General features: G+C 58.2%; 9 protein-coding genes. 4 read left to right on the forward strand and 5 right to left on the reverse strand.

From position 1 onward, the window contains the following. Positions 1 to 8 precede the first annotated feature (8 nt). Positions 9 to 527, forward strand: a complete 519-nt coding sequence (locus tag GC090_RS18535; protein ID WP_324020619.1) for a YagU family protein — start codon at positions 9 to 11, stop codon at positions 525 to 527. 262 nt (positions 528 to 789) lie between these two features. Continuing rightward, positions 790 to 1,863: an acyltransferase family protein gene (locus GC090_RS18540; protein WP_006121637.1), complete on the forward strand. Its 1,074-nt coding sequence runs from the start codon at positions 790 to 792 to the stop codon at positions 1,861 to 1,863. Positions 1,864 to 1,981: 118 nt separating this feature from the next. On the opposite strand, the gene iutA is transcribed toward GC090_RS18540, so the two are convergent. The 5 genes from iutA to iucA are packed head-to-tail and all read right to left on the reverse strand — an operon-like array spanning position 1,982 to position 9,948. Continuing rightward, positions 1,982 to 4,177, reverse strand: a complete 2,196-nt coding sequence (iutA, locus tag GC090_RS18545) for a ferric aerobactin receptor IutA (protein WP_324020620.1) — start codon at positions 4,175 to 4,177, stop codon at positions 1,982 to 1,984. A gap of 27 nt (positions 4,178 to 4,204) precedes the next feature. Further along, positions 4,205 to 5,539: an NADPH-dependent L-lysine N(6)-monooxygenase gene (iucD, locus tag GC090_RS18550; protein ID WP_039339019.1), complete on the reverse strand. Its 1,335-nt coding sequence runs from the start codon at positions 5,537 to 5,539 to the stop codon at positions 4,205 to 4,207. A gap of 3 nt (positions 5,540 to 5,542) precedes the next feature. Continuing rightward, positions 5,543 to 7,276 carry an aerobactin synthase IucC gene (iucC, locus tag GC090_RS18555; RefSeq protein ID WP_185200045.1) on the reverse strand — a complete coding sequence of 578 codons (1,734 nt, stop codon included), beginning with the start codon at positions 7,274 to 7,276 and terminating at the stop codon, positions 5,543 to 5,545. Continuing rightward, entirely contained in the window at positions 7,276 to 8,223 is a 948-nt protein-coding gene (iucB, locus tag GC090_RS18560; protein WP_205952503.1) for a GNAT family N-acetyltransferase, read from the reverse strand. The genes iucC and iucB overlap by 1 nt, the downstream gene beginning before the upstream one ends. Further along, on the reverse strand, positions 8,224 to 9,948 hold the full coding sequence (gene iucA / locus GC090_RS18565; RefSeq protein ID WP_324020621.1) for an aerobactin synthase IucA: 1,725 nt from the start codon (positions 9,946 to 9,948) through the stop codon (positions 8,224 to 8,226). A 132-nt stretch (positions 9,949 to 10,080) separates the two neighbouring features. Between iucA and GC090_RS18570 the strand changes: the two genes are divergently transcribed. Both GC090_RS18570 and GC090_RS18575 read left to right on the forward strand, forming a co-directional pair. Then, positions 10,081 to 11,286, forward strand: a complete 1,206-nt coding sequence (locus GC090_RS18570; protein WP_324020622.1) for an MFS transporter — start codon at positions 10,081 to 10,083, stop codon at positions 11,284 to 11,286. Positions 11,287 to 11,301: 15 nt separating this feature from the next. After that, the gene (locus GC090_RS18575; protein ID WP_172913037.1) at positions 11,302 to 12,192 is read left to right on the forward strand and encodes a siderophore-interacting protein; all 891 of its coding nucleotides are present in this window, start codon (positions 11,302 to 11,304) and stop codon (positions 12,190 to 12,192) included. The last annotated feature ends 2 nt before the right edge of the window (positions 12,193 to 12,194 follow it).

Consider the following 12,194-nt stretch of genomic DNA (forward strand, 5'->3'; position numbering starts at 1 on the left):
GGTGAAAAATGAAAACAGGGTTTTATCTGACGTCCCCGGCCGATCGGCATTACGGTGCGGCGCTGTGGGCAGGGTTTTGGGGCGGTAACGTCGCCAGTTTTGTCAAATGGGGCACGGAGAATCCGTTTCCGCCCAGAACGCCGGACAGGGCAATTCCCCCCGCGGAGATGTTCCAGGATATGGGAATCAACGTCAGCAACCTGGTCTATCACTATTCCGGTCATGTGGTGAACTGGGGCGTGGCCGGTGTTCATCATCTGTTCTCGATTTTCTTTGCCCTGCTCTACTGCGCCCTGGCCGAGATTATCCCGATCATTACGCTGGGTCAGGGCGTGGCGTTCGCCCTGATCATTACCGTGGCATTTCACGCCGTGATCCTGCCCATAAACGGCTGGGCACCACCCTTATGGCACCTGCCGCTGGCGGAAATTGCCTCGGAAACGCTGGGACATATTCTGTGGATGTGGACGATAGAAATCTTTCGGCGCGCCCTGGGTGGACACGTATCGCCGCGCCGTGCTGCATGAGTCTGTTGCGCATGTAAGTTATCAATATTGGTTAAGAACCCTCTGAAATCCTGATGGCGCACTTTTCTCCTTGTGCGCCTAACAGCCTCGATCGCCGCGCTTTATTCAGCAAAAATACGCTATCGTTTTGAAATGTATTTTTCTGCCCGATAAACGGCGGTTGACCATTGTTAAGTCATTTTTACAATACGGCCTACGCTTAACCGTATCGGCTCGCCCGCGCGACTGCCGCTAATGAGTCAACCGACAGGCTGTAACATTCATGAAAATCGTCTCAATCCAGTATCTGCGCGGCCTTGCTGCGTTACTTGTGGTACTGGCGCACAACTCATCGCTGTTAGAGGGTCACTGGACCCGACACATTCCAGGCGCGCTGGGCGTGGACGTGTTCTTTATTATCAGCGGCTTCATCATGACCTTCATTACCCATCAGTTTAACGAAGCCCCGACCTCATTCATGGTGAAACGCTTTTTCCGCATCTGGCCGGTCTTCTTTGTCGTCTGGCTGTTGTCTTTCGCGGTGGTGTATCACGATCGCTCTCTTCATGATATGTCCTGTGCGCTCTATTTCTGTCTGCAGGATTACAGCAGCGCCGGACCGACGTTTGGATTCAGCGCGTTAGGGCCGCCCTGGACGCTGTCTTACGAGATCCTGTTTTACGCCGTTTTCACCGTAGCGATGTGCATCAACTACCGCTATCGCAGCTACCTTTGTGCACTGATTTTCATCGTCTCCAGTGTGGGATTTCAGCTTTACTACAACGGCAGCTTTAACTTTTCCTCCCAGGTTTCGCCGCATCTGACGGTGACGCACTGGTGGCAGGCGTGGATTAAGTTAATCAGTAACACTATCTGTATGGAGTTCATCCTGGGGATGCTGCTGGCAGAATTGCTGGTGAAGCGTAAGCTACCGGAACTGGATAACAGAATGCGCCGACTGCTTCAGGCAGGGCTGGTGCTGGCGGTCATTACCGCCCTGATTACAGGACCTCAGCCCTTTGGCCTGCACGGCGGTTTCTGGCTGGCCGCCGCCATCATGATCATGACGGTGATGCTGAGCTACCGTGCCGACACCGGTCACAACCGTACGCTGATTTTCCTGGGGGATATCTCATATTCGCTGTATCTCATCCACTATCCGCTCATGGTACTGCTGATGAACAGCCTGGCAGATAAAGCCTGGACAGATAACCTTATGATTTTCGTACTGTCGGTCAGCGCCAGCGTGGCGCTGGCGTCGGTAATGTTTTTCTACATTGAAAAGCCCGCCATCAAAGCAGGTAAGCGCGTCGCCCGCTGGTTGTCTGCCCCGCTGACGCTGCATCGCAGTTCGTAATCCGGTAAACACAGTGGCCTGAACCGGTCACTGTGTTTGTTGTACTCAAGACGCTGCCAGGAAAACGGGCACGCGGGCGTGAGGCTTGCCCGGCGCAACACCGGGCAAGAATACCGACTCAGAACAGCACGGAGTAGTTCAGACCAAACGTCCGTCCCCGGCCTTTGTACTGATACAGCGACGGTGAACCATAGGTCGGGCTGTAGTACAGCGGCGCGCGCTGGCCCCATACCGTGGTGTAATCACGATCCAGCAGGTTTTCCACGCTGAAGCTCAGCTTGCCGACAGGCAGTTCATAGCTGCCAATGAAATCAACAGTGGTGTAGCCGTTGATGTTGTAGCCCGCGTCGTCGCTGAGATTAAACGAGGTAGTGCTCTGCACCTTCAGGCTCCACGGATCCGGCGACCAGCCAACATAGGCGGTCGCTTTCGACGGGCTGGCCACTTTCACGTCATATTTTCGCCAGCTGCCATCCACTTTGGACTCGGTTTTGAGCACGTTGAAGTTCGCTCCGGTGCTCCAGTCGGTGTCCGGGATAAAGTAATCCACGGCCCCTTCCACCCCGTAAATGCGGCGCTTATCGTCAACCACGCTGATCGTCAGGTCCTGATTCTGCTGCACATTCTTGTCTGACAGCGAGTAATAGGCGCTGAGTTGCGTACGCAGATTATCGCCGGTATAGCGCCAGCCCAGTTCCCATGAATCGACTTTGATGCCCTGCAACTTGCTGGCATCCACATTAACGCTGTTGGTCAGCGGGAGATTGCCGTTAACCGCCCGGCCATAGGTGCCGCGCCCGTAATATTTGCCTGGATCGGGCAGCTCAACGCCCTGCGAGAAGTTAAACCAGGCCTGCTGCCGCGCCGTGATATGCATCAGGATACCGGCGTTATACAGGAAGTTATCGTAATCGGTAGAGCCGCCTGGAATCGCATCGGCGGAGCGCGCGGTACCGTTGGCAATCGCCTGCTGCTGAGCGTAACCGACGAAATCATCCACCTTGTTTTCGGTGTACTGATAGCGCACACCGCCACTCAGCGTAAACGTCTCATTGATGTCGTAGCTGGACTGCAGGAAGGTCGCCAGATTAGTAATGTCATAACCCGGATAACGGCCCGTGGTGTAGATGCTCTGGTTGTTCAGCCCGCCCGAGGCGGCCGACTGGCCCAGATCAAAGAACATCTGGTTGGAACTGAAACGCTCATGATCGGCGTCTACGCCGTAGGTCAGCTGCAGCCCATCGACCGGCTTACTGGTGATCGCCAGCTTACCGCCGTACTGATCGGTGTTTTGCTCTGAGGAGGACAAACTGGTGACGCGTCCGCCGGACACCGTGGGGAACGGATAAAACGCCAGTGACTCGTCCCGGTAGTAAACCTGCCCCACCAGCTCCTGACCAAGAAAATCAGTATTGGAGTACTGCAGGCTGACCAGATGGCGTTCGGTGCCGGGAAGGCGGTCGGAGTTCAGCCCTTTGCGGGTGTACGCGGTGCCTCCGCCCGTTACTGCGGAGAAGTTACGCCCAAGATAGAGGCCATAATCGTCATCGCCCTGACTTTTGTAGTACTGCGTGACCAGCTGCAGTTGCTGGTGGTCATCAATCTCCAGCGTGCCGGTGCCCATAATATCCAGACGATCGGAATACTGCAGGCCCGTCTGGGTATTGTCCATCAGCAGTGAATCGCCCTTGCCATCATACCAGCCGCCAAACTTTTGGTAGGCAACGGACAGGCGTCCGGAGGCACGATCGGTGCCGCCGGAGAGGGCAGCCGCCACGCGTTCATCATGGTCTTTGCTACTGTTGAATCCGGTTTTGGTGCCGGTTTCAAACTCGAACTGGGTCCCTGGCTGGCCTTTTTTGGTCACGATATTGATCAGGCCACCGGTACTGCCGCCGCCGTATAGCGAGGTGGAACCGGAGATCACTTCAATATGATCGATATTAAACGGATCGATGGAATCCAGCTGACGGCTGTCGGTACGCGAGGAGTTAAGACGTACGCCATCCACCAGCACCACAATTGCGCGGCCACGCATGTTCATACCGTAGTTGGTGCGGCCCTGGCTACTGACGTCCAGGCCCGGTACCAGTTGTGCCAGCGCATCTTTAAACTCTTTTCCGCCCTGGACCTGTTGCTCCAGTTCGGCCCCTTCAATCACCCAGGTGGTCTGTGCCATTTCCGCCACGGTGCGGTGCGTACGGCTGGCGGAGATAACCATTTCATTCTCACTGGTTTGCTGTGCCACCGCCGGTGCCATCATGGCTAATAACAGCGGATTAAGCAGCCAGATATTTTTGTTTTTAGTCTTCATCGTCGTTCCTGCATGCGAGGTTAAGGTTTACCCCAAGGACTCGGTATAGTTTTGAGTGGATGCAGCACCCTGCTGCGGTTTTTCCCGGCTCGCGCTGCGCCACTGAATCAGGGCAGGCGGCGTGCTGAGATCGAATAAATCACGCCCCAGCGCGCGATTCAGAATACGGGCGGAACGCCAGGCCATCAGGCTGAGTTGCGGTTCAGCGATGCCGTGCGTTTGCATACTGGCGTTGACCGCAAAGATGTTAGTGTCCCTGGGTCCGTTCCACTCCAGCGTGAAATCTTCGCGCACGCTGAACGTGCACTCGTCTTTCATGGTCAGGCGGCTCATCAGCGGTGACAGTAGCTCGGGCAACGCCGGGCGATAACCGGTGGCAAAAATCACCACATCGCACTCAATCAGGTCATAACCCTGATCGAGCTGATGCTGTAACTGCAACTGCCAGCATTGCTGATGGCGGGTCAGTTCCACCACCGAGCGGCTGGGAAGCAGATGCGCATTGCGCGGCTGCCCCAGCACCTCAAAGCGATGATACAGCTCGCGATAAATCGTCAGCAGCGACGCTGCCGTAATGCCATCCGAAGTCATCTTTTGCTCATCCAGCATGGTCTGGCGCGCCTTCTCACTCAGGCCGACAAAGCTGGATACGTACTCAGGGGTGAAATATTCATTGGCAAAGGCCGCTTCATCCAGCGCGTTAAAGTTATTGCGGCGCGACACCCAACTGACATTCGCCGGTTCACCCCACTCTCCCCGGAAGGCGTTCAGGAACAGATCGGCACCGCTCTGCCCTCCGCCGATTACGGCAACGCGTTTGCCGCGCAGATCGGGCTTGCGCAGGCTCATCTCACTGGCGTGGAAACAGGTCGCACTGATGCGGTTGACGCACGGCGGCAGATAGGGTTGTTTACCAATACCAAGACAAATATTGCGTGCGTAGCGCTCACCGTCATGGCTGTGAATCACGAAACGCTGTTTCGTGTCGTCAAACTCGATGCGCTCCACCGTGTGATTAAAGTGCAGATTATCCATGCCCTCGGCGGCCCAGCGCAGATAGTCAGAAAACTCATCCCGCGATACGGTTCGCAGCTCTGCCGTCATAAAGCGGTAGAATTTCTTACGCTTCACAAGATAGTTCACAAAGCTGAACGGGCTGGTGGGCGCAACTGCCGAGACCAGATCTTTTAAGAACGAGGTCTGCATATGGCAGTCCGGCACCAGCATGCCGGGATGCCAGGCAAAATCCGGCCGACTGTCTAAAAACGCACTGGTAAAACCCTCGGCTTCGTGTGCCAGCGCCGCGATACTCAGGTTGAACGGGCCAATACCGATGCCAATAAAATCAACAGTGTTTGTCATGATTCAGTCCTTGGTGACCAGCCACAGCGGGTTTTGCAGATTTTCCAGGTAAGTGGGCAACATACGGCTCCCGCCATCCTGATCGGGCCAGGTGAGCTTTACCGGGTTCAGCACGACGCGAATGATTTGTGGCTTGAAGAGGGAGAAAAGCGCAAAGCGCGCCGACAGCTGCGGGTGCGCCTGCATGTAATCGCTCAACACTGCGGCAAGCAGTTGGTAAAAGCGCCGCTCGGGTACGCCAAGGCGCGCCATCAACGGCGAAATAAAACGCAGAACCGTGACAAAATGTCCGGTTTGCAGGTCATGAATCAAATAGTCCGCGCTCAGGCGGGCCGTGACGTCACGGACCGCCTGAGGCAGAGAGGCCATCTCGGGAAAATCGTCCTTCACCAGCCGCATGTCGCCCTGAAAATCCTTCAGCAGGACGCGCTGCGGAATACTGTCTTTCATCGCCAGAGTAATATTTTGTCCGTGCGCGATCAGCGCCACGCCGTAACGGCACAGCAGGTGATACAGCGGCACGACGACCACGCGAAACATCTGACTGAGCCAGGCCTCGGCGCTCAGGCCCGAGCGGGCAATGTAGGCACCGATAAGCGGCTGTCCCTGCTCATCGCACTCCATCAACGTCGCCATCAGAATCGGCGTTTCGTCCTGATGCAGCCAGCGCGCAGGATTTTCGCGCCAAATCACGCCCAGCATTTCCTGGTAGCGATAGGGGGCTTCGGCCAGCGCGGCGTAACCTTGATGAGCGACATAGCCTGCGGCCGGTTCGCCCAAAATCACCGCCCCGCTTTGCTGCAACGTTGCATCAGTGGCGAAGACATTTTGTAACCAGCGCGAGGCCAGCGGGCCCGCCGCGATGTATTTGCCAGGAATGCCGCGATAGCAGGAGGTGTTGTAGATCGTCAGCGGCAGTTTGATATCCAGTCCGCCCTGACGGCTGGCATTGGTCAGCGTGCGCAGTGACTGCTGTGCCAGCCACCGATCGCCAAACTCGCCCAGCGAGACCATTTTGCCAGTGGCCAGATCCGCGACAAAATCGAGTGCGATTTTTTGCTGCCATTGCCAGGGATGAACCGGTAACGGCAGCCAGCTGTCGTCCAGTCCCTGTGCCTGCCAGGCCTCGGTGAACCGGGCGTATTCGCCGTCATCCATCGCGGCATGCAGCAGTTGCTGGATGTCCAGCGCGCTGTCGCAGCGCCAGACCAGATGCTCACGCTGAACCGCCAGCCAGTGCAGGCGGAACGTGTTCAGGTATTCCGGGGCGTAGCGCGCCAGTGCCGCCAGTCCCCAGCCGCGTCGGCCTTTGTTGAAAACAAATTTGGGATGGCCGCTGAGCAGGCACTGCAGGCGGTCGGCATCCAGATCGATAAGCGCGTCCGCGCTCATTCCCTGACGCGCCTGCATAAGCTGAAGATCGCCGCGCAAGGTGGCGTAGAGATCCTGCATATGCTCCGCTACCGTGGCATCGCTCATCGACAGCACCGGCTGTAACTGGCAGAGCAGGGTCTGGGCCAGTACCGGCGTATCCGCACAGCGCAGGCTTTGCGCATCGATCCATAGCCAGCCCCAGATGCCGCGTTCGGCGGTAAAGTGCCACTCAGCGCCCGGCAGGCTGATGCAGTAACGGTTATCGCCCTGCGCCTGGGCCTGAAAGACCTGCTCGTACTCCAGCTCGGCCAGCATTTTCGCCACCAGCTGACGGTTCACGGTTTCCCATGCGTGCGGATTCATCACAGGCCCACCTCGCTGAAGAAGCGGGCACGCCGGGTCATCACCAGGCGAGAGCGCTTGTGAGGGAAGTCGAACTCTTTAACGGTGGCATAGCCCGCAGGTGCCAGATGACGGAACAGGCGCTGATTATCAGCGCGTGGCTCCAGCACCAGCCGCTGGGTGTGCGGGTTATCCAGGAACAGGTAGTGGCTGATACCGCGCAGCCAGCTCTGTACATAGTGCGGTCCGCGCCACTGCGATTCGCCCACCAGCAGGTGCAGGCCGCGGTCATACGGCTGCCAGCTGTAGTGGCGTCCGATACGGTCTTCGGCGGCCCAGTAGATTTCAAAGTAGCTGAAAGGCGCATCATCAAAGCAGCCAATCAGCGGAAAGGCATAGCTGCTGGTGAGCTGGCGTTGCAGGTAGGCGGTCTGCACCGCCAGCGATCCGCTCTGCTCCCAAAAATAATCCACGCGCGGATCGTTCATCCAGCGGGTGAACATCTCGGCATCCCGCGCAGGATCGGCCACGCGGAAACTCAGCGTCCGGCGCACGCGCGGATCGTAACGGCGATAGACTTCGCCTTGAGGACGCGGCGGACGCTGGGGGAAGTAAATCTCACGTTCGGCATCAAAGACCATCTCGCCGGACGCCTGCTGACGCGGCGTGGACAGCCACAGCGGCAGTTGCCAGAACGCCTCGCGGTGCACGATATCGCTTTTCAGCGCGGCAAACAGGGCCAGCGCCTGCGGCTCTTCCCGCCATTCGGCATAGGGCAACACAATGGCGGAAAGCGACGGAGCCGCGATAAACATCTGATCCAGCGCATCACGCAACCAGCCTTCGGCAAGCGGGCCGGTATAATGCAGGACTGCACTGTTGTCCTGTCCCCAGCCCAGATTCAGGGCCTTACCAGACTTCTCGCAGCGCAAACCGTGGCCGCTGTGAACAATCGTTGCCTGAGACATTTAGCGCACCTGGGACAGAAGAGGATTGGTGAAGTTGAAGTAGATTACCGACGGATCGACGATGGTGTTTTCGTTGTGATCGTGCAGGTAACAGAAGAAGTTGCCTTTCACATTCCAGTGCGGACTTTCCAGCACGTAATCGAGACAGTCCGTGTGCGTGACCTCGCAACGCAGCGCAGACAGCGCATCACGTACGCGCGCCATCAGGTGCGTTTCGCTGTCCATGCCCGCCGCGCCCAGTGCCGCCGTGACCGCGAACGTGGAATTCACTAACAGGTAATAGGGGAAATAGCGCAGCAGCTGTTCGCGGCTAAAGACGTTTTCTGCCTGCGCTTCGCTAATCTCATCCAGCCAGCCTGCGGCGTGCGGCATAAAGGCGCTGCCCTGGCAATCGCGATAGATCAGGCCAACCGGCAGGTCTTGTGCCATTTCCACCAGGATATTTTGCTGATGCGCTAACAGCACCAGTCCGTAATCGGCTTCGGCCGTAAACAGCGGTTTCAGCACCTGCTGGCAGTATGCGTCCACCCAGGCATGGGCGGCCTGTTGTTCGCTGATACGCAGGCGCTGGCTCAGGCGCTTAACCGCCGCCGTCAGCAGTGCGTCGCCGCCGTCCGGCGCGGACTGCGTCAGGGAAACCAGCACGTTGGTCTGACTCTGCGGCTGGTCGACAATCAGGTTTTCACGCAGGGCGAACAGGCTCTCTTCCCTGATCGTGCCCTGCATATCACGCAGCCCGGCCCAGCCGTCTTCCTGCATCACACGAAACGTCGGGAAACGCGCCTGCATCGCCTGCCAGCGCGCGGTCTGCGCCAGCCGCGCCAGCCGCATGCCGCGTTTGACTTCTTTCACCGATAAAGTGCGGACGGAGTTAGTGAGTCGCACGCTCAGCGAGAACTTGATCATGTCACGACTGGTCGCGCAATAGAGCGAGCGTGATGACGTGGTGGGCAGCCAGGATGTTCCCGCCTCACCCAGATCCTGTAGCACTCCTTTCTCCATCAGTTGCTGACACCAGCTCTGCTGCAGCAAATAGTCCGCCTGCCAGGGATGCAGCGGGAATAACCACCGCTGGTCCGTCAGCGCATGCAGCAGCTGCGGTGCGTTCTCGGCCGCAAAACGCGTCAGGCGCTGCTGTAAGTTCAGTTTCAGGCTGTCGCCCGCCAGGTAGTCTTTATCCACCGCGAACCAGCGCAGCGGAAAATGCGGGGCAAAATCGGGCAGGTAGCGTCTGGCCTGCTGCGGCGTGAAAGGTTCGTGCGATTTGGGGGCAGGATGGAAAGCGTGCCCGACCAGCAGCGCCTGTTCGGCCTCGGCAAAATTGAGTGCGTTTTCGCGCAGGCCGCACCAGTCATGACGGGACGCCGCCGCTTCGCGGGTGTGGGCATGACTTTGCATTACGCGCTGGTAAAACGCCTCGCAGCCTGCGACGGGCAGCGCGTGCTGGTGTTGTAACTTATCGACAATCAGCCTGGCGACGGTTTCAAACGCCACCGGCTGGCTGCCACGCTGCGTCACCAGCCGGGCCGGAAAGACAAAACGGTGGTGCTGCGTCGGAGAAAAGTAAGCCACCTTAAAGTGTAAGGTCTGCTGTTCATCCAACGGGATCGTCAGTTCGGCGGGGTCACCCTGGCTCAACTGCCAGTCCCTGGTTTCACGGATCAGGGCGTTCAGGAAGCATTGTGCCGCCACGTCCCAGGCCCCGTCATGCGTTGATTGTATCATTATCAAACAATTTCCAGTCGTTATGATAATGCGAATTCTGCCGATAACAGTTCTCATTATCAACGACAATTGTTAGAATTGGCAGAATAAATTTTACAAATACATACAACAAAGATACGGGTTAGCAACATCGTGACATCTCCTGAACTGGCCATGACGCAAAAAAAAGCGTTAGCAAACTGGCCTTTAGCCATCAGCGCCGGGTTGCTGGGTGTGGGACAAAATGGCCTGCTGGTCGCGATTCCGGTGCTGGTTGCTCAGACCAGCCTGAGCCTGTCGGTGTGGGCAGGACTGTTAACGCTCGGCTCCATGTTGTTTTTGCCCGCGTCGCCGTGGTGGGGAAAGCAGATTGCCCGTCAGGGAAGTAAACCGGTGGTCCTGTGGTCGCTGGCCGGTTACGGCACCAGCTTTTTGCTGCTCGGTCTGGGCTGTGCGCTGCTGTCTGTGCAGGCCGTCAGCGCACCGATTGGATTAGGCATATTAATTATTGCCCGGGTTTTTTATGGTTTGATGGTATCGGCCATGGTGCCCGCCTGTCAGGTATGGGCGCTGCACCGGGCGGGCGAAGAGAAGCGCATGACGGCGCTGGCGACCATCAGCTCCGGCCTGAGCTGTGGCCGACTTTTTGGCCCCCTCTGCGCAGCCGGAATGCTGGTGATTCATCCGCTGGCCCCGCTGGCGCTGTTGGTGGTGGCGCCGCTGCTGGCGCTGGCGCTGTTGCTGCCGTTACAACGTTCGGCCCCGCAGCCAGCGGTGACGCGTAAAAACGCCCGCCTGCGCCCTCATTGCCTGCCCTACCTGTTATGCGCCCTGCTGCTGGCGGCCACCGTCTGCCTGATGCAACTGGGGCTGTCTCCGGCGCTGGCCCGACAATTTGCCGGGCAGACGGCGGCGATAAGCCATCAGGTTGCCTGGCTGCTGAGCGTTGCCGCCATCGCGTCGCTGAGTGCGCAGTTTCTGGTGTTGCGTCCGCAGTTACTGACGCCGCTTTCACTGCTAATCAGCGCCGGGATCCTGATGGCGCTGGGCCTGGGCATGATGCTGACCACGCCGCTCTGGCTGTTTTATGTCGGCTGTGCCGTGATGTCGTTCGGTGCAGCGCTCGGCACACCCGCCTATCAGTTGCTGCTCAACGACACGCTGGCAGACGGCGCCGGAGCTGGCTGGATCGCCACCAGCCATACGCTGGGCTATGGCTTGTGTGCCCTTCTGGTGCCAGTGATCACGCACTCGCACGGCGAAGCCGCGCTGATTGCCGCCGCACTCACTGCCGCCATGCTCTTTATTGCCCTGTCGGGGCTGATCTGGCGTTCACGATCAGCCTTATCGGCTCATTAACCACAAGGAACGACGATGGCTGACGTCCCTGCTTACCGCCTTTTTGAGGTCAAACTGGCCCGCAAACATCACCTTTCACCTTCGATGCTGAGCCTGGTGTTTAACGGGCCCGACGTGGCACAGATGAAATCGGATGCGCCCGACCAGCGGATTAAGATTTTGCTGCCTGCCGAAGATGGCAGCCTGCCCGACCTGCCCAATAACGATGAGTGGTACCAGACGATTCTGTCGCTGCCCAAAGCGCAGCGGCCGCTGCTGCGCACCTATACGCTGCGCCACCTGGATGTCCAACGTGAGGAGCTGACCATTGAGTTTGTCAGCCACGGTACAGAAGGTCCGGCCTCGGCCTGGGCCATCAACGCGAAACCGGGCGACAGCCTGGTAATCGTTGCGCCGAATGCGGCTTTTGAGGCCGACAGCGGTGGCTATGAATGGACGCCGCCAGACGGCCTGCGCAATGCGCTGCTGATTGCCGATGAAACCGCCTTGCCTGCCGCGAAAGGCATTCTGGAATCGCTGGCCCGCCAGCCCCATCCGCCCCGGGTTCAGGCTTTTTTTGAGGTGCCGGATGCTGAGGATTGCGTCGATTTACAGGCGTACGCGTTTGCCGACATTGTGTGGTTGCCCCGCAAACCTGCGTTTGCTTCACATGGTGAATGCCTGATCGCGGCAATTCAGTCCCAGGTCAGCGTACCCGATGGCGGCCAGCAGCAGGCCGTGCAGGAAGAGGAAGACGGTGAGTTACTGTGGGATCGTGCGCAGGCGCGCAACAATGAATTTTACGGCTGGGTGGCCGCCGAATCGACCGTCGTGAAACTGCTGCGTCGCCATCTGATTGGCGAGCGCGGCGTTGATCGCGAAGCGATTAACTTTATGGCGTACTGGGCCAAAAAGCGGGCACACTAAGC

The sequence above is a fragment of the Pantoea sp. JZ29 genome, assembly GCF_035190385.1.
In the GTDB taxonomy this organism is placed as follows: Bacteria; Pseudomonadota; Gammaproteobacteria; order Enterobacterales; family Enterobacteriaceae; genus Pantoea; species Pantoea stewartii.

Bases quoted from the DNA above. Each gene is read 5' to 3' on its own strand.
- GC090_RS18535 (WP_324020619.1), top strand. From the start codon at position 9: ATGAAAACAGGGTTTTATCTGACGTCCCCGGCCGATCGGCATTACGGT.
- GC090_RS18540 (WP_006121637.1), top strand. From the start codon at position 790: ATGAAAATCGTCTCAATCCAGTATCTGCGCGGCCTTGCTGCGTTACTT.
- iutA (WP_324020620.1), bottom strand. From the start codon at position 4,177: ATGAAGACTAAAAACAAAAATATCTGGCTGCTTAATCCGCTGTTATTA.
- iucD (WP_039339019.1), bottom strand. From the start codon at position 5,539: ATGACAAACACTGTTGATTTTATTGGCATCGGTATTGGCCCGTTCAAC.
- iucC (WP_185200045.1), bottom strand. From the start codon at position 7,276: ATGAATCCGCACGCATGGGAAACCGTGAACCGTCAGCTGGTGGCGAAA.
- iucB (WP_205952503.1), bottom strand. From the start codon at position 8,223: ATGTCTCAGGCAACGATTGTTCACAGCGGCCACGGTTTGCGCTGCGAG.
- iucA (WP_324020621.1), bottom strand. From the start codon at position 9,948: ATGATACAATCAACGCATGACGGGGCCTGGGACGTGGCGGCACAATGC.
- GC090_RS18575 (WP_172913037.1), top strand. From the start codon at position 11,302: ATGGCTGACGTCCCTGCTTACCGCCTTTTTGAGGTCAAACTGGCCCGC.